This is a genomic window from Stappia albiluteola, assembly GCF_014050225.1.
Classification (GTDB): domain Bacteria; phylum Pseudomonadota; class Alphaproteobacteria; order Rhizobiales; family Stappiaceae; genus Hongsoonwoonella; species Hongsoonwoonella albiluteola.
Window position 1 is genome coordinate 158,961 of record NZ_JACFXV010000063.1, and the last position, 20,311, is coordinate 179,271.

19 protein-coding genes are annotated in these 20,311 nt (G+C 64.3%); 13 read left to right on the forward strand and 6 right to left on the reverse strand.

Annotation, left to right across the window (positions count from 1 at the left end):
• Positions 1 to 95: 95 nt before the first annotated feature.
• Positions 96 to 1,070 carry a zinc metalloprotease HtpX gene (gene htpX / locus H2509_RS15955; protein WP_182167075.1) on the reverse strand — a complete coding sequence of 325 codons (975 nt, stop codon included), beginning with the start codon at positions 1,068 to 1,070 and terminating at the stop codon, positions 96 to 98.
• A 160-nt stretch (positions 1,071 to 1,230) separates the two neighbouring features.
• Here htpX and H2509_RS15960 point away from each other — a divergent pair, with 160 nt between their 5' ends.
• From H2509_RS15960 to H2509_RS15980, 5 genes are all read left to right on the forward strand, one after another.
• Positions 1,231 to 1,482, forward strand: a complete 252-nt coding sequence (locus H2509_RS15960; protein ID WP_182167077.1) for a DUF1674 domain-containing protein — start codon at positions 1,231 to 1,233, stop codon at positions 1,480 to 1,482.
• Between the two features lie 153 nt (positions 1,483 to 1,635).
• The gene (locus tag H2509_RS15965; protein ID WP_182167079.1) at positions 1,636 to 2,874 is read left to right on the forward strand and encodes an aminotransferase class I/II-fold pyridoxal phosphate-dependent enzyme; all 1,239 of its coding nucleotides are present in this window, start codon (positions 1,636 to 1,638) and stop codon (positions 2,872 to 2,874) included.
• Positions 2,871 to 5,636 (forward strand): FtsK/SpoIIIE family DNA translocase, encoded by a 2,766-nt coding sequence (locus tag H2509_RS15970; protein ID WP_182167081.1) that lies wholly within the window; start codon positions 2,871 to 2,873, stop codon positions 5,634 to 5,636. Before H2509_RS15965 ends, H2509_RS15970 begins: the two co-directional genes overlap by 4 nt.
• 120 nt (positions 5,637 to 5,756) lie before the next feature.
• Complete coding sequence (locus tag H2509_RS15975; protein ID WP_182167083.1) at positions 5,757 to 6,407, forward strand: outer-membrane lipoprotein carrier protein LolA; 651 nt, start codon at positions 5,757 to 5,759, stop codon at positions 6,405 to 6,407.
• 31 nt (positions 6,408 to 6,438) lie between these two features.
• Positions 6,439 to 7,464 carry an ATP-dependent carboxylate-amine ligase gene (locus H2509_RS15980; RefSeq protein WP_182167085.1) on the forward strand — a complete coding sequence of 342 codons (1,026 nt, stop codon included), beginning with the start codon at positions 6,439 to 6,441 and terminating at the stop codon, positions 7,462 to 7,464.
• A 70-nt stretch (positions 7,465 to 7,534) separates the two neighbouring features.
• Here the strand turns inward: H2509_RS15980 and acnA are convergent, their stop codons facing one another.
• Entirely contained in the window at positions 7,535 to 10,282 is a 2,748-nt protein-coding gene (gene acnA / locus H2509_RS15985; RefSeq protein WP_328805094.1) for an aconitate hydratase AcnA, read from the reverse strand.
• 340 nt (positions 10,283 to 10,622) lie between these two features.
• Here acnA and ccmA point away from each other — a divergent pair, with 340 nt between their 5' ends.
• The 7 genes from ccmA to H2509_RS16020 all read left to right on the forward strand — a co-directional run bounded on the left by ccmA (position 10,623) and on the right by H2509_RS16020 (position 15,617).
• A complete protein-coding gene (gene ccmA, locus H2509_RS15990) occupies positions 10,623 to 11,252 on the forward strand; it encodes a heme ABC exporter ATP-binding protein CcmA (protein ID WP_182167091.1) in 630 nt (209 codons plus the stop codon).
• Positions 11,249 to 11,920 carry a heme exporter protein CcmB gene (ccmB, locus tag H2509_RS15995; RefSeq protein WP_182167093.1) on the forward strand — a complete coding sequence of 224 codons (672 nt, stop codon included), beginning with the start codon at positions 11,249 to 11,251 and terminating at the stop codon, positions 11,918 to 11,920. The genes ccmA and ccmB overlap by 4 nt, the downstream gene beginning before the upstream one ends.
• Positions 11,921 to 12,069: 149 nt before the next feature.
• Complete coding sequence (locus H2509_RS16000; RefSeq protein WP_182167095.1) at positions 12,070 to 12,828, forward strand: heme ABC transporter permease; 759 nt, start codon at positions 12,070 to 12,072, stop codon at positions 12,826 to 12,828.
• 4 nt (positions 12,829 to 12,832) lie between these two features.
• Positions 12,833 to 13,030 carry a heme exporter protein CcmD gene (gene ccmD / locus H2509_RS16005; protein ID WP_182167097.1) on the forward strand — a complete coding sequence of 66 codons (198 nt, stop codon included), beginning with the start codon at positions 12,833 to 12,835 and terminating at the stop codon, positions 13,028 to 13,030.
• 10 nt (positions 13,031 to 13,040) lie between these two features.
• Entirely contained in the window at positions 13,041 to 13,664 is a 624-nt protein-coding gene (locus H2509_RS16010; protein ID WP_235975021.1) for a DsbE family thiol:disulfide interchange protein, read from the forward strand.
• Between the two features lie 179 nt (positions 13,665 to 13,843).
• A complete protein-coding gene (locus tag H2509_RS16015) occupies positions 13,844 to 14,527 on the forward strand; it encodes a DUF1223 domain-containing protein (RefSeq protein WP_182167099.1) in 684 nt (227 codons plus the stop codon).
• 202 nt (positions 14,528 to 14,729) lie between these two features.
• Positions 14,730 to 15,617, forward strand: a complete 888-nt coding sequence (locus H2509_RS16020) for a cation diffusion facilitator family transporter (protein ID WP_182167101.1) — start codon at positions 14,730 to 14,732, stop codon at positions 15,615 to 15,617.
• An 80-nt stretch (positions 15,618 to 15,697) separates the two neighbouring features.
• Here the strand turns inward: H2509_RS16020 and H2509_RS16025 are convergent, their stop codons facing one another.
• The 4 genes from H2509_RS16025 to H2509_RS16040 all read right to left on the reverse strand — a co-directional run bounded on the left by H2509_RS16025 (position 15,698) and on the right by H2509_RS16040 (position 19,988).
• A complete protein-coding gene (locus H2509_RS16025; protein WP_182167103.1) occupies positions 15,698 to 16,918 on the reverse strand; it encodes an ammonium transporter in 1,221 nt (406 codons plus the stop codon).
• Positions 16,919 to 17,260: 342 nt separating this feature from the next.
• Positions 17,261 to 18,601 carry an ammonium transporter family protein gene (locus tag H2509_RS16030; RefSeq protein WP_182167105.1) on the reverse strand — a complete coding sequence of 447 codons (1,341 nt, stop codon included), beginning with the start codon at positions 18,599 to 18,601 and terminating at the stop codon, positions 17,261 to 17,263.
• Positions 18,602 to 18,625: 24 nt separating this feature from the next.
• Entirely contained in the window at positions 18,626 to 18,964 is a 339-nt protein-coding gene (locus H2509_RS16035; protein WP_182167107.1) for a P-II family nitrogen regulator, read from the reverse strand.
• A 472-nt stretch (positions 18,965 to 19,436) separates the two neighbouring features.
• Positions 19,437 to 19,988 (reverse strand): DUF924 family protein, encoded by a 552-nt coding sequence (locus tag H2509_RS16040; protein WP_182167109.1) that lies wholly within the window; start codon positions 19,986 to 19,988, stop codon positions 19,437 to 19,439.
• Positions 19,989 to 20,075: 87 nt separating this feature from the next.
• Here H2509_RS16040 and H2509_RS16045 point away from each other — a divergent pair, with 87 nt between their 5' ends.
• Complete coding sequence (locus H2509_RS16045) at positions 20,076 to 20,309, forward strand: sulfurtransferase TusA family protein (protein ID WP_182167292.1); 234 nt, start codon at positions 20,076 to 20,078, stop codon at positions 20,307 to 20,309.
• Positions 20,310 to 20,311 lie beyond the last annotated feature (2 nt).

The window sequence follows — 20,311 nt, forward strand, 5'->3', positions numbered from 1 at the left end:
GTCGTCGCCATCTTGCCGCGCAAGCGGGCGCAGGTCACCCGGAGTGTGCGGCCTGGCGACGCGAAACCACGTGATAGGCGAAAGAATGCCGTTCGTCAGCCCCAGGGACCGTGGCGGCCCTTGTCTTTCCCGGATGAAGTGCGGCGGCTCGTTCCCCAGGGACCGGAAGCGGTGCGGGCGGGTTCGCGCGCGGACTGGTCATAGCCACTCGTTCCACCGACATTTCCCATCCGCGAGGCCAGGTCGCGCAGGGCTGCAATGCGGTTTTCCGTATTGGGATGGGTGGAAAACAGGTTGTCCATCCGTTCGCCCGACAAGGGATTGATGATGAACATGTGGGCGGTCGCCGGATTGCGCTCCGCGTCCATGTTGTGGATGCGCGCCGCGCCGTTGGCGATCTTGTGGAGCGCGGAAGCGAGCCACATCGGCTGGCCGCAGATTTCCGCGCCCATGCGGTCGGCGGCATATTCGCGGGTGCGCGAGATCGCCATCTGCACCAGCATGGCCGCCATCGGAGCGACGATTGCGGCCACGATCACGCCGATGAAGCCGAAGGGATTGTTGTTCTCCCGGTTGCCGCCGAAGAAGAAGGCGAAATTGGCGAGCATCGAGATCGCGCCGGCAATCGTCGCGGTGATCGTCATGATCAGCGTGTCGTGGTTCTTCACATGGGCCAGTTCGTGCGCCATGACGCCCGCGACTTCTTCCATGGACAGCATGTCGAGAAGCCCGGTCGTGGCGGCGACGGCGGCATTTTGCGGATTGCGGCCAGTGGCGAAGGCGTTGGGCTGTGGATTGTTGATAATATAGACCTTCGGCATCGGCAGGTCCGCACGCTCGGCAAGCTGGCGCACGAGGTGATAGAATTCCGGCGCCTGCCTCTCGTCGACCTCCACCGCGTGATGCATGGCCAGCACCATCTTGTCGGCGTTCCAGTAGCTGAAGAGGTTCATTGCGGCGGCGATCAGGAGCGCGATCATCATGCCGCTCTGGCCGCCGATCAGATAACCGACTCCCATGAACAGCGCTGTCATCGCCGCAAGAAGAAGAGCGGTGCGGAAGTAGTTCATGACGCGATCCCGTTACGTGGCGCGGATCAAGGTGCCCGGGCACCAAATCCGCTCTATATGTTGTTGCCGAAACCGCATTGGACAAGTCCCACCGGAAGTTTGTCTTTCGCAAGACTTGCCGTTCGAATGACCCGCCACCGCAATGGCGCCAGGAGGTTGGATGAGCGAAGAACGAAAAGCCGCGCCCGAAGCGGCGGCCGAAATCGACGGTGTGACGCTGGAAGAAGCGCCGCGCCGCCGTTTCGAGGATCTGCCGCCGGCGGCGCAACGGGCCCTCCTGGAAGCGCAAGCCCGACGCGAGGCCGTTGACGAAAAACAGAAGGCCATGCCGCGCGAGGTCGACGGTCGCGGTGGTCTGGATCCCGCCCGCTACGACGACTGGGAAATCAAGGGCATCGCTGTCGATTTCTGATCTCCAACCGTCTTCACCCGCCACCGCCCCGGCCGGCAGCCCGTCGAATTCGATCCGGCGGGTCGCTGGTTAATGGGGGATTTACCAAGGCCCGATAGCCTTTCCGTCACGTACTCGGCTAACGGCCGCAATCTCGCGAGTTCCGTCTCAATCATGCATGCGCTTACAAAAGGTCACGTTTCCGCAGCTCCGACCGGCGGCAGTAGCCTTCCTTCCGCCAACCCGTTCCAGCGTCTGGCTGCGCTATTGGAAGGTATCGATCCGGGCAGCGATTCGATCGTCATGACGATCGGCGAGCCCCGGCACGCCATCCCTGCGTTCGTCGGTGAGGTACTTGCGGAGAATCTCGCCGATTTCCGCCGCTATCCGCCGATCGAGGGCACGCCCGAATTCCGGGCCGGTGTCGCCGACTGGCTCGACCGTCGCTACCGGCTCGGCGGCACGATCGACCGCAAGAGCGGCGTGCTGCCGCTGAACGGTTCACGCGAAGGCCTCTCCTTCTCGGCGATCGCCGCACGCGACCAGCTGGGCAAGACGGGCGCCAAGCCCGCGGTGCTGTTTCCCAATCCGTTCTACCAGACCTATGCGGCGGCGGCGCATATCGCGGGTGCGGATGCGATCCTGCTCGACGCCAAGCCGGAGAACGGCTTCCTGCCCGATCTCGATTCGCTCGATCCCGATCTGCTCGACCGTACGGTAGCCTTCATCTACGCCTCGCCGACCAATCCGGAAGGCGCGGTGGCATCGCTGGAAACCTGGCAGAAGCTGATCGGACTGGCGCGCAGGCACGACTTCTTCATCTTCGCCGACGAATGCTATTCGGAGATCTACCGCGACACGCCGCCTCCGGGCGTGCTGGAGGCCGCGCATGCCATGGGCGGCGGCTACGAGAAGGTGATCACCCTCAACTCGCTGTCCAAGCGCTCCAATCTTGCGGGCCTGCGCTGCGGTTTCGCCGCCGGCGACCCGGAATTCCTTGCCAAATGGGTGAAATTCCGTGGCCTTGCCGCACCCCAGGTGCCGCTCCCGGCCCAGGCGGTTGCCGTGCGCGCTTTCGGCGACGAGGCGCATGTGATCGAAAACCGCAGGCTCTACAACGAGAAATTCGCGATCGCCGACGAGTTGCTCGCGCCCGTCATGGGCGGGCCGGTTTCCACGCCGGCGGGCTTCTTCCTTTGGCTCGACGTGTCGCGTTGGGGCGGCGGGCTGAAGGTGACGCGCGATCTTTGGGAAAAGACCGGCGTCAAGGTGCTGCCGGGCAGCTACCTGGCGCTGGAGGGTGGCGAGGGCAATCCGGGCGATGCCTTCGTGCGCGTGGCACTGGTCGAGGAGGCCGGCGTCGTGCGCAAGGGTCTGACGCGGATCGCAGACTATCTTGGAGTAACGCGATGAGGCGGGCGGCAGCGATGCGGGCGGGACGAGGACTTTCTTCCCAGTTCGACGAACTGGAAAATCCGGTCAAGCGGCTCTTGCGGCGCAATTTCGCCGGAGCGGTGGGACTTGGTCTGACCGCGCTCGCCGCATCGCTTGCCGCCGCCCTTGCTACATGGTCGGTCAACGACCCGAGCTACAATCACGCGACCGAAGAGCCGGTGCGCAATGCGCTGGGCTGGCCGGGCGCCGTGGTCGCCGACCTTTTGATGCAGTCGATCGGACTGGCTACGGCCATCTTCCTCGTTCCGGTCGTCCTTTGGGGATGGCGGCTGATTTCCGGCAAGTCGCTGCGGATTGCCAGGCGGCGGATCGTCGCCTGGGGTCTCGGTACGCTTCTGGCCGCCGGCAGCCTCGCCGCGCTGCCTGTTCCCGACGATTGGCCGCTGCCGACGGGACTTGGCGGATTTATGGGCGATTTCGTCCATTCGGTGCCGGCGCTGTTCACCGCATCGCTCACCGACGGAATGGCGACTATCGTCGGAGCGCTGGGTCTTGGCGTGCCCTCGGTGATCCTGATGCTGCGCGCCGCGGGCTGGGTCGGTGGCGACAGGGTGCTGCCGCAGGAGGCGCTGCCGCGCGAAGCGCTCGCGAAAGGCGCGAACCGCCGCGGTGGCAAGGCTGCGGCCATGGACCTGATCGACGAGGAGGACGATGATTTCGACGAAGGCGGACGCCTGTCGGCCATGATGGGCGCGGTCGCCCATATCGGCCTGCTGACGCAGGCGACCTTGCGCCGGGCCTTCGGCCGGCGCCGCGCCGAGGCGGCGTATGACGACTGGGACGAAACCGCCCATGACGACGAGCCGGTCGAGGAAGTCGCCTTCGAAGCGCAGCGCGGATCGCGGCTGCGTTCCTTCCTCGGACGCCTGACGCAGCCTGAGGACGACGGGCTCGACCATCTCTATCCCGCCCGGCCAGAAGAACGCCGACTGCCCAAGCAGGTCCTGTCGGCGGTCGACGACATGGAATACGGCGGCTACGACCAGGATCCGGAAGTCTACGAAGACGATGACGATGCCGATATGGCGATGCAGGCCGGATCGGGCCGGCCGATGCCGGTCGGCATTGCCTCGCCAAATGCTGCTGCTTCGCCGCGCGCCGCGCAGGGCGAAGCCGCCGGCCGCGTGGTGCCGCCGGTCGCCCGGCTGAAGCCCGGCAAGCGCATGGCGAGCGAGGCGCAGCCGTCGTTCCTCGGTGCGCCCGAGCGCTACGAACTGCCGCCGCTGCGACTGCTCGCCGAACCCAAGGCAGCGGCGCGCGGCGCCGCGATCAGCACCGATGCGCTGGAACAGAACGCCCGCATCCTGGAAGGGGTGCTGGAGGATTTCGGCGTGCGCGGCGAGATCATGGAAGTGCGTCCCGGCCCGGTGGTGACGCTTTACGAACTGGAGCCGGCGCCGGGCATCAAGTCGTCCCGCGTCATCGGCCTTGCCGACGACATCGCCCGCTCGATGAGCGCGATTTCGGCCCGCGTCGCCGTCATCCCCGGCAAGAACGCCATCGGCATCGAATTGCCGAACCAGCGCCGCGAGACGGTCTATCTTCGTGAACTGCTGGCGGCGCAGGACTTCGAGAAGAGCCGCGCGAAGCTTGCGCTGGCCCTCGGCAAGACGATCAATGGCGAGCCGGTGATCGCGGACCTGGCGCGCATGCCGCACCTGCTGGTCGCCGGCACGACCGGTTCGGGCAAGTCGGTCTCGATCAACACCATGATCCTGTCGCTGCTCTATCGGCTCGATCCGGCGCAGTGCAAGCTGATCATGATCGACCCGAAGATGCTGGAACTCTCCATCTATGATGGCATCCCCCACCTGCTGACGCCGGTCGTCACCGATCCGAAGAAGGCGGTGGTGGCGCTCAAGTGGACCGTCCGCGAGATGGAGGAGCGCTACAAGAAGATGTCGAAGATGGGCGTGCGCAACATCGACGGCTACAACACCCGCGTGGCGCAGGCGCTGGAAAAGGGCGAAAGCTTCACCCGCACCATCCAGACAGGCTTCGACCGGAACACCGGCGAGCCGATCTTCGAGGAAGAGGAACTGCCGCTCGAGCCGATGCCCTATATCGTCGTCATCGTTGACGAGATGGCCGACCTGATGATGGTGGCCGGCAAGGACATCGAAGGCGCGATCCAGCGTCTGGCCCAGATGGCGCGCGCCGCCGGCATCCACCTGATCATGGCCACGCAACGCCCGTCTGTGGACGTCATCACCGGTACGATCAAGGCCAACTTCCCGACCCGCATCTCGTTCCAGGTGACGTCGAAGATCGACAGCCGCACGATCCTGGGCGAGCAGGGCGCCGAACAGCTGCTCGGCCAGGGCGACATGCTCTACATGGCCGGCGGCGGTCGTATCCAGCGCGTCCACGGCCCCTTCGTCTCCGACGACGAGGTGGAGGATATCGTCAAGCACCTGAAGCTGCAGGGCACGCCGCAATATCTGGAGGCAGTAACGGAAGACGACGAGCCGGTGGACGGCGTCTATGACGCGATGGCCGGGGGCGGCGACGATGGCAACGACCTGTACGACAAGGCGGTGGCGATCGTGCTGCGCGACAAGAAGGCCTCCACATCCTATATCCAGAGAAGGCTCTCGATCGGTTATAATCGGGCGGCCTCGATCATCGAGCGCATGGAGAGGGAAGGGCTCGTCGGTGCGGCGAACCACGCCGGCAAGCGCGAGATCCTGGTGCAGAACGGGGTCGAGGACGACTACTGACGCGGAAAGGCTGGCGCATCGGGCGAACCGGTGCCGCAACTTCGCCACAGCCCGTTGCTATCGGCGGCTGACGTCCGGCGGTGGGAGCCTGTCCGCGAAACCATGAGGAATGCCTTGAAGATGCCCGGGAAAATCGCACGCCGCGCCCTTGCTGGCCTCGCTGCCGTAGCATTGGGCGCGCTTTGCCTGGCCGCTCCGGCTTTCGCGCTGCCCGAACTGACGGAAGATCAGCGGTCGACGGTGAAGGCGGTCAACGAATATTTCGATTCCGTCAAGACCATGCACGGGGACTTCATCCAGTTCGGGCCAAACGGCGAGCGCGCCGAAGGCAAGTTCTATCTCGCCCGGCCCGGCAAGATCCGCTTCTATTACAATCCGCCGGCCAAGATCGACATCGTCGCCGACGGCAAGTCGGTCTCCGTGCGTGACCGCAAGCTCGCCACGCAGGATATCTGGCCGCTGAACGAGACGCCGCTGAAATTCCTGCTGGAAGAGAAGGTGGACCTGCTCGGCAACGACCAGGTGTCGAGCGTGACGGTGGAACCGGATCTCGTCACCATCGGGATCGACGACAATTCCACCTTCGGCTCGGGCCGACTGACGCTGATCTTCGACGCCAAGTCGACGGAACTGAAGCAATGGACGGTGACGGACGCGCAGGGGCTCGACACCTCGGTGGCGATCTTCAACACCACGGTCAACGGACCGACCAATCCCAAGCTTTTCGTCATCGATTATCTGGCCAATACCCGCCAGAAGCAGGGCAACTGAGGCCTGAACATCCAAGGCGGAGCATGCGCGGGTGAGCGAACCGTCTTCCAGGCCGTTGCGGCCGGTGTGGCTGGATATCCTCGCGGGGCTGGCGGAGGCGCGCGGCGCGCGGGTTCATGTCGAGCCGGTCTACGGATATGCCGGCTATATCGAGGCCGCAGACGGCAGGCGGCATTTCTTCAAGGGTACGAATTTCGATATCAATGGCGCGGGGGCGGCGAGCCTTGCCAAGGACAAGGATTATGCCGGGCGCATGCTGGCGGAAGCCGGCCTGCCCGTTCCCGAGGCGGTTTTGATCCATGCTCCCCGGCGCCGGTACGCGATGGCGCTGAAGAACCCGGTCGTTGCCAGTCGGCTTGCTACGGAAGCGGCGGCGGAAATTTTCGCCGAGACCGTCGGCTGGCCCGTCTTCGTCAAGCCCAACGAGGGCTCGGAGGGCGAGGGCGTGATGAAGGCTGGCGACCGCGAAGCGCTGGGCGCGGCGCTGGGGGAGCTTTTTCAGCTCAACGACCGCGTCCTGGTGCAGAAGGCTGTCGGCGGAAATGACTATCGGGTGGTGGTGCTCGACGGTGAGGTTCTGGCCGCGTTCCACCGTGTGCCCCTGAGGGTCTCGGGCGATGGTCGCTCAATGCTTGGCCGACTGATCGAAATGCGGATCGCGGAACTCGGCGCCGAAGGCCGGGGTAGGCGGATCGCGGCGGACGACCCGAGGATCCTGAAACATCTGATGGCCGACGGCCGCTCGTTTGAGGATATTCCGGCGAGGGATGAAACGGTCACCCTGCTTCCGAATGCCAATCTTTCGACCGGCGGCACGGCGACCGATGCCACGGCCACCCTCACCGATGAGGCGCGGCTGCTTGCGGTATCGGCAGCAAGGGCGCTGGGCCTGCGCTTTGCCGGCGTCGACCTGATGCTGGAGGATGGGGGAGCCGCCCACCTGCTGGAGGTCAACGCGGCACCGGGCCTTTCCTATTTCCATCGCCTGGGGAAACGGGAGGCGGCCATCGTCGAGGCGATCTATGCCCGGTTGTTCGAAGCGATCACGGCTGACTGAAGGCGTATCGTCCGTCGGAAAAAAAGGGCCGGCATTTGCCGGCCCTTTTCCTGTCAATTCCGCGAAATGATCAGCTGTTGACCAGGTTGCGCAGGACGTAGTGCAGAATGCCGCCGGCCTTGATGTATTCCAGCTCATCCAGCGTATCGATGCGGCACAGCGCCTCGATGGTCTTCTTGCTGCCGTCGGCGAACTCGACCTCGATGTCGACCATCTGGCGCGGCTTCAGGTCGGCCACGCCCTTGATCGTCACCTTCTCGGTGCCGGTGATGCCGTGCGACTGCCAGCTCTCGCCGTCCTTGAAGGTGAAGGGCAGAACGCCCATGCCGACCAGGTTGGAGCGGTGGATACGCTCGAAGGACTGGGCGATGACGGCGCGCACGCCGAGCAGGGTCGTGCCCTTGGCCGCCCAGTCGCGCGAGGAGCCGGTGCCGTATTCCTTGCCCGCGAAGATGACGAGCGGCTGGCCGGCGGCCCGGTATTCCATCGCAGCGTCGTAGATCCAGCGCTGCTTGCCATCCTTCATGGTGTAGCCGCCTTCGACGCCCGGCACCATCTGGTTCTTGATGCGGATATTGGCGAAGGTGCCGCGCATCATGACTTCGTGGTTGCCGCGCCGCGCGCCGTAGGAGTTGAAGTCGCGCACCGCCACCTGATGCTCGGAGAGATAGGTGCCAGCCGGGCTGTCGGCCTTGATCGAGCCGGCCGGCGAGATGTGGTCGGTGGTGATGGAATCGAGGAACAGGCCCATGACGGCCGCGTTGTCGATGTCCTGAAGCGGCTTCGGCTCCATGGTCATGCCCTCGAAATAGGGCGGGTTCTGGATGTAGGTCGAGGAAGTCGGCCAGGAATAGGTCAGGCCGCCTTCGACCTTGATGCCCTGCCAGTGTTCGTCGCCCTTGAAGACGTCGGAGTAACGACCGCGGAACATCTCCTCGGTGATCGTCGAGCGGATGATGTCGGTGATTTCCTGCGTGGTCGGCCAGATGTCCTTCAGGAACACTGGGTTGCCGTCCTGATCCACGCCGAGGGGATCCTCCGCCACGTTGACGTTGAGCGAGCCGGCGATGGCATAGGCCACGACGAGCGGGGGCGAAGCGAGATAATTCGCCCGCACGTCCGGATTGACGCGACCTTCGAAGTTGCGGTTGCCGGAAAGCACCGAGCAGGCAACGAGGTCATTCTCGTTGATCGTCGCGGAGATCTCTTCCGGCAGCGGGCCGGAGTTGCCGATGCAGGTGGTGCAGCCGTAGCCGGTCAGGTTGAACCCGAGCGCGTCGAGGTCGTCCTGCAGGCCGGCCTTTACCAGATAGTCGGTGACGACCTGGGAGCCCGGCGCCAGCGAGGTTTTCACCCATGGCTTGACCTTGAGACCCTTCTTGCGGGCGTTGCGGGCGACGAGGCCCGCACCGATCAGCACGCTCGGGTTCGAGGTATTGGTGCAGGAGGTGATCGCCGCGATTACCACGTCGCCATCGGCGAGGCCATGGTCGGCGCCCTTGACGTCATAGCGCTGATGCGGCTTGTCGAGCACGCCGGTTGCGCCTTCGTCGACGAAGCGGGACTCGCCGTTGACGGCCGGGATGGCGTCCTGGTTCTTGCGTCCGCCCTTGATGTCCTCAAGCGCCTTGGCGAATTCCTTCGCGGCGTCCCTGAGGGTGACGCGGTCCTGCGGACGCTTCGGGCCGGCGAGCGAGGGGACGACCGACGACAGGTCGAGTTCGAGCGTGTCGGTGAAGACCGGCTCGACGCCGCCGTCGCGGTACATGCCCTGCGCCTTGGAATAGGCTTCGACCAGCGCGACGCGGTCGGCATCGCGGCCGGTTGCCTTCAGGAAGGCGAGCGTGTCGTTGTCGACCGGGAAGAAGCCGCAGGTCGCGCCGTATTCCGGCGCCATGTTGGCTATGGTCGCAGCATCTTCGAGGCTGAGGTGATCGAGGCCTTCGCCGTAGAACTCGACGAACTTGCCGACCACGCCCTTCTTGCGCAGCATCTGCGTGACGGTGAGAACCAGGTCGGTTGCCGTGATGCCGTCATTGAGCTTGCCGGTGAGCTTGAAGCCGACGACTTCCGGCAGGAGCATGGAGATCGGCTGGCCGAGCATGGCGGCTTCCGCCTCGATGCCACCCACGCCCCAGCCGAGGACCGCGAGGCCGTTGACCATGGTCGTGTGGCTGTCGGTGCCCACCAGCGTGTCCGGATAGGCAATCGTCTCGCCATCCTCGGTCTTGGTCCAGACGGTCTGGGCCAGATATTCGAGGTTCACCTGGTGGCAGATGCCGGTTCCCGGGGGCACGGCGCGGAAGTTGTCGAAGGCCGACTGGCCCCAGCGCAGGAACTCGTAACGCTCCTGGTTGCGCTCGTATTCGCGCTCGACGTTCTGGCGGAAGGCGGCGGCGGTGCCGAAATAGTCAACCATGACCGAGTGGTCGATGACCAGATCGACCGGGACCAGCGGGTTGACCTTCTTCGGGTCGCCGCCGAGCTTGACGGCGGCGTCGCGCATCGCGGCCAGGTCCACGACGGCGGGAACGCCGGTGAAGTCCTGCATCAGCACGCGGGCCGGACGATAGGAGATCTCGTGCGAGGAGGTGCGGGTCTTCAGCCAGTCGGCGACCGCCTTGATGTCTTCCTTCGTGACCGTGCGGCCATCTTCGAAGCGCAGCAGGTTCTCCAGAATGACCTTCAGCGAGAAGGGGAGTTTGGAAATGCCTTCCAGCCCGTTCTTCTCCGCATCCGGAAGGCTGAAATAGGTGTAGGTCTTGTCGCCGACCTTGAGTGTCTTGCGGGCTTTGAAGCTGTCGAGCGATTTGGTCACGGCTGGCGATCCCCTTCTTGGTGGCGGCGTGCCGGATAAAGCCGGCGCAGCCTTAGGCTGGATCCGCGCGGTCCAGGTCCTGGGAATTCCCGGCTGGCGGATCTGACTGAACTTTCGCAGCATGGGGCCGAGGATCCGGCCCGGTGCGCGGGTTGGCGCTCCTATAGCGAATTTTATACGCGCGTGCCAGCGCTGAGAGGGATACCGCACCTCGGCATTTCGGCTTATGAGGCCAAAGCTTCTTGATCGGCGTCACGCGCTCGTGCACAAGCAATTTATCGTGCCACTGGCAGCGGCCAACGTCGCCGGGCACGCCAACCCGGGATGTCTTCGCCGCCTCATGCAGCTGGTTGCCGAAAATCTTGCCTGCGATCGTGGCGGGCGCCGCGTTTTCGCGGGCGTCTCGCTGAAGGTCGCGTCGGGCACCGCGCTCGCGGTCACCGGAGCCAACGGCGTGGGCAAATCAAGCCTGCTTCGCCAACTCGCCGGCCTCGTGCCGGTGGCGGAAGGCGTCATCAGACTGGAAGGTGGCGACGACGAACGCCCACCCTTCGAGCACTGCCACTATTTCGGCCATCAGGACGCGCTGAAACCGTCGCTGAGCGTAGCAGAAAATCTCGCTTTCTGGCAGGCCTTCACCGCGTCCGCTCCGGGACTGAAAGCCGGGGCGCCTGCGCGCGGCGTCGACGAGGCGCTGGAATTCATCGGCCTTGCCCACGCCGCGACACTGCCCGCGGCCTATCTCTCCGCCGGCCAGAGGCGGCGTCTTTCCCTCGCAAGGCTTCTCGTCGTTGAACGCCCCGTCTGGCTGCTCGACGAACCGGCAGCGGCGCTGGATGCCTCTTCCGAAGGTCGCCTTTGCGAGCTGATGAGCGCGCATCTGGAAGCCGGCGGCCTGATCCTCGCGGCCACTCACCAGCCGCTTCGTCTGGCCAACACCGCGACACTGCACCTGCAGGCGGCGCAATGACGGGTTGGGCTCAGGCGCTCATATTGCGCGAACTGCGGCTTGCCGTGCGCGTTGGCGGCGGAGCACTGATCGGCGTGCTCTTCTTCCTCGCCGTCGTCACGGTGATCCCCTTCGGCGTCGGCCCGGATCTCAACCTCCTCGCCCTGATCGGCCCGGCGATCCTGTGGATCGGCGCGCTGCTTGCCACCCTTCTCGGGCTGGACCGGCTGTTTCAGGCCGACCGGGACGACGGCTCGCTGGACCTGATGCTGATGTCCGGCAGATCGGTGGAGCTGATCGTGCTGGTCAAGTGCCTTGCCCATTGGGTCGGAACCGGCTTGCCGCTTGTGGTCGCGGCGCCGGTGCTGGCGATTTTCCTCAACCTCGACGCCCTGGCGATCGGCGCGGTGACGCTGACGCTGCTCGCCGGCACGCCGGCCCTGACGCTGATTGGCGCGATCGGGGCGGCGCTCACGGTGTCGCTGCGCCGCGGCGGGCTGCTGCTGGCCGTGCTCGTGGTGCCGCTGACGATCCCGGTGCTCATCTTCGGCGTCAGCGCGGCCTCGGCGGCAATCACCCAGCCGATGCCGTTCCTTACGCCTTTCCTGATCCTTTGCGCGCTGACCCTGCTCTCCTCGGTCATCGGCCCGCTGGCTGCGGCGGCGGCACTGCGTCATTCGGGCGATTGAGCGATGCGTCCGCTTCCGGGGGCGAGGGAACGCAGCCAGCCTCACAATCGCCGGAAATTGCCGCGATTGGCGCAATTGACGGCGATCAAGGCATCACAAGCCGTTTCGCCGCATTGAAGTCGCGGCAACCTGGAACTAGAAACATCCGCATGGCTCTTATCGATCTTGCCAATCCCAGCCGGTTCATGGCCTTCGTCGCCCGCGTGCTGCCTTTTGCCGTGGCGCTGACCGTCGTCGCCTTCGCGGCCGGGCTCTATCTGGCCTTCTTCGTGGCGCCTGACGACTACCAGCAGGGGGCGACGGTCAAGATCATGTTCGTGCATGTGCCGGCCGCCTGGCTTGCCATGTTCTGCTACGCGACGATGACGATGGCGAGCCTCGGCACGCTTGTGTGGCGTCACCCCCTGTCCGATGTCGCGGCGAAGGCAGCGGCGCCGATCGGCGCGGCCTTCACCTTCATCTCGCTGCTGACCGGCTCGCTCTGGGGCAAGCCGATGTGGGGCACCTACTGGGTGTGGGATGCGCGGCTGACCTCGGTTCTGGTGCTGTTGATCATGTATTTCGGCCTGATCGCGCTGTGGCGGACGATCGAGGATCCGATCCGTGCCGGAAAGGCGGTGGCGATCCTGACGCTGGTCGGCGCGGTCAACCTGCCGATTATCAAGTTCTCCGTCGACTGGTGGAACACGCTGCACCAGCCGGCCAGCGTGATCCGGCTCGACGGGCCGACGATCCATCCCACGATCCTGTGGCCGCTGCTGGTCATGGCGCTGGCCTTCACGCTTCTCTTCCTGGTGCTGCACATGATGGCGATGCGCAACGAGATCCTGCGCCGCAGGGTGCGGACGCTGCAGATGCGCGCCGCGGCCCGGCAGCCGGCGACGGCCACGGCGCAGGCAGCGGAGTAGAGCGATGTTCGATCCGCTGTTCGACCTGGGCCCGCACGCCTCCTTCATCACCATCTCCTATATCCTGGTTGTCGCCGTGATCGCCGGCCTGATCCTGTGGGTCAGGATCGACTATGCGCGCCAGCGAAAGGACCTGGCGGAGCTGGAAGCGCGAGGCATCACGCGCCGCTCGCAGGACGTTGGCGGCCAGGACCAGGGTTAGGAGCGATTTCATGGATGCCGAAACGGGTAGCGGGATGGACGATGCGCCGCGCGCGAAAAGGCGCGGATTGCCGGTGCTCGCCCTGTTGCCGCTCGTCGTGTTCGGCGCGCTTGCCGCGCTCTTTCTGCTGCAATTGACAAGCGGGCGGGACACGTCTCTCGTGCCTTCCGCGCTGATCGGCAAGCCGGCGCCGGAATTCACCCTGCAGCCGGTTCCCGAGCTTCTGGGCGAAAACGGTCCGGTACCCGGGCTTTCGAAAGCCGATCTCCTGGGCAAGGTCAGCGTGGTCAACGTCTTCGCGTCCTGGTGCGTGCCTTGCCGGCAGGAACATCCGATCCTGACCGGGCTTGCCAAGGACAAGCGGGTGCAGCTCGTCGGCATCAACTACAAGGACAAGGCGGAGAATGCCCGCCGCTTCCTCGGCTCGCTGGGCAATCCCTATGCGCGTATTGGCGCGGATGAGGCCGGGCGGGCCACGATCGACTGGGGCGTCTATGGCGTCCCGGAGACCTTCATAGTCGGCCGCGACGGCACCATCCGCTTCAAGTTCGTCGGTCCGCTTTCGCAAGAAACATTCGACAGGGTGTTTGCGCCGGAGATCGAGAAGGCGCTTGTCGGCGGCGAAGCGCGATAACGGGCAAAGACGGCACCTGGACGGCGATCACGGCTTAGAGTTGAACGGACCTCACCCGCTCGTGACTCGTCTCGAACGACTTCCTTTCCTATCCTGTCCCTAAGGGCTGGTATGCGACAGGTGGCGGGTTTCTCATGAAAAAAATTCTCACCGCGGCCGCTTTTGGGGCTGTAACCTTGATGTCTTCAGTATTCGGGACGACGTCCGTTCAGGCAGGCGAAACCGCCGTTCTTGAGCTCTTCACAAGTCAGGGTTGCTCGTCCTGTCCGCCGGCGGACAAGCTGCTGCAGGCGGTGGCCGGTCAGCCGGGCGTGGTCGCACTTTCCTTTCCGGTAGATTATTGGGATTACCTCGGCTGGAAGGACACGCTTGCCTCGCCGGCCTATAGCGCCCGTCAGCGCGCCTATGCGGAACGGCGAGGCGACCGCTCGGTCTACACACCGCAGATCGTGGTCAATGGCGGCGAGCATGTGGTTGGCAGCGACGTGCGTTCGCTGGCCGCCGCCGTCAGCAAGCTGGGGCCGATGCCTTGCCAGGTTTCATTGAAACCGCAGGGTGACGTGGTCGAGATCCATGTCGATGGCGACCTGCCGAAGGGCACGAAGGCGGCGATGGTGTTCTTCCTCTTCGTGGACGACCACGAGACGGTGCAGATCGGCCGCGGCGAGAATACCGGACGCTCCGTCACCTATACGAATGTTGTACGCGACATGCGTGCCGTTGGCATGTGGAAGGGCGGCGAGGCCGTCTATAGCCTGCCGGCGAGCGAGCTTTCGCGGCTTTCGGCCAACAGATACGCGGTAATCGTGCAGCCGGAGGTCAATGGCCGGCCGGGTCCGATCATCGGCGCCGCTATTCACTGATCGCAAGTAGCTCGTCGCGATAGTTCGAAAGCCGGTGGATCCGTTCGATCCGCCGGCTTTCCCATATCCTTCGGCGACTTTTTCCCGGCCACGACTTGCCTTGCGTGAGAAAGCTGGTAAGGCCTTTGCCGGCCGCAGCGTGACGGTCGGCATGGGCCGAGAACCTTGGGGAACCGGCCTCCCGGAAGAGAGTGTGCCGCCCATGGCCCAGCGTTTGCGCATCGCGATCGGCAGCGTCGTTGTCGGCACTGCCGTCCTTGCGCTGAAATACTTCGCCTATCGGCTGACGGGTTCGGTCGCGCTCTATTCGGACGCGCTGGAATCGGTCGTCAACGTTGCCTCGGCGCTGGTGGCGCTCGGAGCCGTCTGGTATTCGGCCAAGCCCGCCGACAGCAACCACCCCTACGGCCATCACAAGATCGAATATTTCGCCGCCGTCTTCGTCGGCGTCCTGATCGTCCTTGCCGCGCTTTCGATCGGGCGCGAGGCGTGGTTCGCCTTCGTCGACCCGAAGCCCGTCGATTTCAACGCTGAAGGCCTGGCGGTGAATGGCGCGGCCAGCATCATCAACGGCATCTGGGCCTATGTCCTGATCAGCCAGGGTCGCAGGCATCGCTCGATTTCGCTGGTCGCCGACGGCAGGCATCTCGTTACCGACGTGGTGTCTTCACTCGGCGTGCTTGCCGGCGTGGCCCTGGTAATGCTGACCGGCTGGCGAGCGCTGGACAGCCTCCTTGCCAGCCTTGTCGCCCTCAACATCCTGTGGTCCGGCTGGGTGCTGATGAAGGAATCCTTTGGTGGGCTGATGGATGAGGCCGCCGCACCGGACGTGCAGGAGAAGATCCGGGAGATCATCTCGGCGGCCGGTGAAGGTGCTCTCGAAGCCCACGACCTGCGGACCCGGCCGGCGGGCCGGGTGACGTTCGTCGATTTCCACCTCGTGGTTCCGGGCGACATGACGGTGCGCGAGGCGCATGACATCTGCGATCGTATCGAGGAGGCGATCGGCGAGGCCGTGCCCGGGGCGCGCACCACGATCCATGTAGAGCCGGAACACAAGGCCAAGCATTCCGGCATCGTCGTCCTGTAAAAAGAAAGCCCGGCGCGAGCGCCGGGCCAGGCTGCGGGCATTGAGCCGGCTGAAGCTCAAGGCCGCGGGGAGATTTCGTCTCAACGCCCGATATCGTGCTCGGGCGATGCGCTGATCTTGTGGATCGACAGGTCGGCGCCGCGACGCTCCTCGTCGGCGGTGAGGCGAATGCCCTGGGTCTTTTTCAGGACGCCGTACACGAGATAACCGATGGCGAAGGCATAGACGACGCCGGCCAGCGTGCCGAAGAATTGGGCGCCGAAGCTGATCCCGCCGATGCCGCCGAGCGCCTCCAGGCCGAAGATGCCAGCGGCAATGCCGCCCCAGGCGCCGCAGATGCCGTGCAGCGGCCACACGCCGAGCACGTCGTCGATCTTCAGCTTCAGCTGACAGTATTCAAATCCCTTGACGAAAATTGCCCCCGCGACGCCACCGACAACCAGACTGCCGAGCGGATGCATCACGTCGGAGCCGGCGCAGACGGCGACGAGGCCGGCGAGCGCGCCGTTATGCACGAAACCCGGATCGTTGCGCCCGACGACGAGAGCGACGAGGATGCCGCCGACCATCGCCATCAGCGAATTGAGTGCGACGAGGCCCGATACCGCGTCGAGGGAGCCCGCGGTCATCACGTTGAAGCCGAACCAGCCGACGCACAACAGCCAGGACCCGAGCGCGAGCCAAGGCAGGCTGGACGGCGGAATGCCGATCGCCTTGCCTTCCTTGGTATAGCGGCCGAGGCGCGGCCCGAGATGCAGGACGGCGCCGAGCGCGATCCAACCGCCGACCGCATGCACCACGACCGAACCGGCGAAATCGTGGAAGGGAGCGCCGAAGGTCGATTCAATGAAAGACTGGAAGCCGTAATTGCCGTTCCAGGCGATCCCCTCGAAGATCGGGTAGGCAAGGCCGACCAGCACGAGGGTGGCGATGCATTGCGGCAGGAACTTCATGCGCTCGGCAATGCCGCCGGAAATAATCGCCGGTATGGCGGCGGCGAAGGTCGTCAGGAAGAAGAACTTCACCAGCGTCAGGCCCTGCGGCAGGAAGGTGCCGCCGTCGCCCGAAAGGGTCGCTGCGCTCTGGAAGAAGGTCGCGCCATAGGCGATCGTGTAGCCGATCACGAAATAGGCGAGCGTGGACAACGCGAAATCGACGAGGATCTTCACCAGCGCGTTGACCTGGTTCTTGTGGCGGACGGAGCCGACTTCCAGGAAGGCGAAGCCGCCATGCATGGCGAAGACGAGGATCGCGCCGAGCAGCACGAAAAAGACGTTTGCACCCTCGGGTGAAGCGGACATGCGACGAATGCCTCCCAGCCTGTTTGTTCAAGGCGTTGATCCCACGGCGAAGCTTGCCCGGTCGGCCGGTGCTGTCCGGCCGGAAAGCGTCTGGTGGCGATAATTCGGGCAAGTGGGAATACAAGAGGCATGCCAGCCGCTCGAGGCGGTTAAAACGCAGTCAGACCCTGCGTAATTTTAAGGCTTGGCGCCAAGGTAAGGCATTTGTGCCTGAAGATTGGGCGCAAAAATTGTGCGATTGCCTTCTTTATGGACAAATAAAAAGGGCCCGGGAATGCCCGGGCCCAGGTACCGTCCCGCGCCAGCGCCGCTCAGCCTGGGACGGGTTGGCGGGAGGAAATGTCAGACGCGCTGGCTGCCTTGCCCGAATTCGGGATAGGCCTCCACGCCGATCTCGACCTTGTCGAGACCGAGCGCTTCTTCCTCGGGCGACACGCGGATGCCGACGGTCGACTTGAGGATCAACCACAGCACGAGGCTGCCGACGAAGACGAACACGCCGTAGGAAACGATGCCGATGGCCTGTGTGACGAAGGAGGTTTCCGCGTTGGTGAGAGGCACGGCAATGGTGCCCCAGATGCCGGCAAGCAGGTGAACCGGGATCGCGCCGACCACGTCGTCGATCTTCAGCTTGTCGAGCAGCGGCACGGCGAAGACGACGATCAGCGCGCCGATGCCGCCGATGACGATCGACATGAAGATGCTCGGCTGCAGCGGCTCGGCGGTAATGGAAACCAGGCCGGCCAGTGCGCCGTTCAGCGCCATGGTGATGTCGACCTTCTTGTAGATGATCTGGGTGGCGACCACCGCTACCACGACGCCGGCGGCTGCCGCCGTGTTGGTGTTGACGAAGATGCGGGAAACTGCCGAGGCATCGGAAATGGTACCCATGGCAAGCTGCGAGGCGCCGTTGAAGCCGAACCAGCCGAGCCACAGGATGAAGGTGCCGAGGGTGGCGAGCGGCATGGAGGAGCCGGGGAACGGCGTCACCTGACCGCCCGGACCGTATTTGCCGCGGCGCGCGCCGAGGACGAGAGCGCCGGCAAGGGCGGCCCAGCCGCCGACCGAATGCACCAGGGTGGAACCGGCGAAGTCGGAGAAGCCCATGACGGACAGCCAGCCCGCGCCCCACTGCCAGGAGCCGGCGATCGGGTAGATGAACCCGGTTAGCACGACGGTGAAGGCGATAAAGGGCCATAGCTTGATGCGCTCGGCCAGCGTGCCGGAAACGATCGAGGCCGTCGTCGCGCAGAAGACGAGCTGGAAGAAGAAGTCGGATGCCGCCGCATAGTCGCCGGCATCCGCATCCGGAGCCGGGATGGATTTCGGCAGGAAGGAGCCGATGAAGCCGCCGTCGACGCCGTCATACATCAGGTTGTAGCCGAAGGCCCAGAACATCAGCGACGCGATCGCGTAGAGGGTGATGTTCTTCAGGCACTGCATCGACACGTTCTTGGAACGGACGAGGCCGGCCTCCAGCATGGCGAAGCCCGCCGCCATGAACATGACGAGGAAACCGCCGATGAGGAACAGCAGCGTGTTGAAGATATAGGCTGTGTCGGCCGCCTTGGCGAATTCCGGAGCGGCTTCCGCGGCAGCGGTGGTATCCTGCGCAAGGCCGGGATCCACCATCAGGAACAAGCTTCCGACCGCGAGGGCGGAACAGGTGAGTAGCTTCTTCATCGGGTTATCCTCTTGATCGGGAATTCAAAGCGCTTCGGCGTCGGATTCGCCGGTGCGGATGCGAAGGGCCTGATCGATCGAATAGACGAAGATCTTGCCGTCGCCGATCTGGCCGGTCTTGGCCGCGCTGGCGATTGCCTCGACGACCTTGTCGGCGGTTGCGGCCGGTACGGCGACCTCGATCTTCAGCTTGGGCAGAAAGCTCACGGCATATTCGGTGCCGCGATAGATCTCGGTATGTCCCTTCTGCCGGCCGTAGCCCTTCACCTCTGTGACGGTGATCCCCTGGACGCCGATACCCGTGAGGGCGTCGCGCACCTCGTCGAGCTTGAACGGCTTGATGATGGCCATCACGATTTTCATGCTCGCTTCCCGATCCTCTCGTTCTTGAAAGCCGACCTCGTTCTGGGATCGGCCGTTTACGGCCCGGTCCGGTCGATTGCCCCCCCCTTGAGCATGTCCTGCCAGATCCGGTTCGGATTTGGCGGGAGATGCTCCGGATATTGATCCTGAAGCGGTTCCCTCGGATGAAAGCGACCCCGCTTTCGTTGAAGGCGCTCCGGCGGAAGATGGCCGAAACCGACACACGTGTTTCAAGGACCGTGCCAATTGCGATGACGATGCGGAATAAAACGGCAAAAGCCGCAGAAACGTGCGGTTGTTGGGATGCATTCATGAGCGGTTGCAGGGATTGGATGCCGCTCGTTGCCGAGGTCCGATATTGTGCATGTGCGAAGAAATGCACAATAATTGGTCAGTTATATAAAAATATTCTGATGAAAAAATGAGCAAAAGGAGCGCCGGCGAGCCGGCCGGCGCTTCGCAACATCAAGCTTCAGGCCGAGAAACCGCCATCGGCGAGATATGCGGCTTCCGCCTCGGTCGTCTCGCGGCCGAGTACCGCATTGCGATGGGGGAAGCGGCCGAAGCGGCGGATCACGTCGAGATGGATCAGTGCGTAGAGGTATTCCTTTTCCACGCTGTTGCGGCGGAAGAGGTCGACGGAGCGCTCCTGGGCCGCCATATCCTCGGCATGCTCGAAGGGAAGGTAGAAGAAGGTGCGGGCCTCTTTCGGAAAGGCCCGGTCGAATTCCTGCTCGACCGCGCTCCTTGCTATGTCGAGTGCGCGCCTGTCGCCGGCGAAGGCGCGCGCCTGTCCGCGATGGATATTGCGCGTGAACTGGTCAAGCAGCAGGAGCAGGGCCAGCGCGCCATGCGGCGTGTGGCGCCAGTCCTCGAAGTCGCCCCCGATCGCCGCATCGACCGTCGCGCCGAAGCGCCCGCAGATTTCGCAGTCGAAGGCGTCGCTTCTTGCAAACCATTTGGAAGGGCCCGCCTGCCACCAGAAATCCAGAATGTCGAAGGGCGACGGCACGGGCTCTGTCATAAGCTTTTCTCCTCATGGGCACTTTTCGGCAAAAGCGATTCAACCCTATATAGCAGCAAACGCCGAGCAACCGGATGGCGGAGGAAACTGTTGAGCGAAGGCGAGCTTTATCTGGACCTTAAAGGGCTCAAATGCCCGTTACCCGTCCTGAAGACGCGCAAGGCCATGGCGAAGCTTCAAAGCGGCGCCCGTATTCAGGTGGCTGCGACGGACCCGATGGCCGCCATCGACATTCCGCATTTCTGCAACGAGGCGGGCCACAGGCTCGTCTCGCAGGAACTTGCCGGCGGCGTCCGCCTGTTCGTCATCGAGAAAGGCTGACC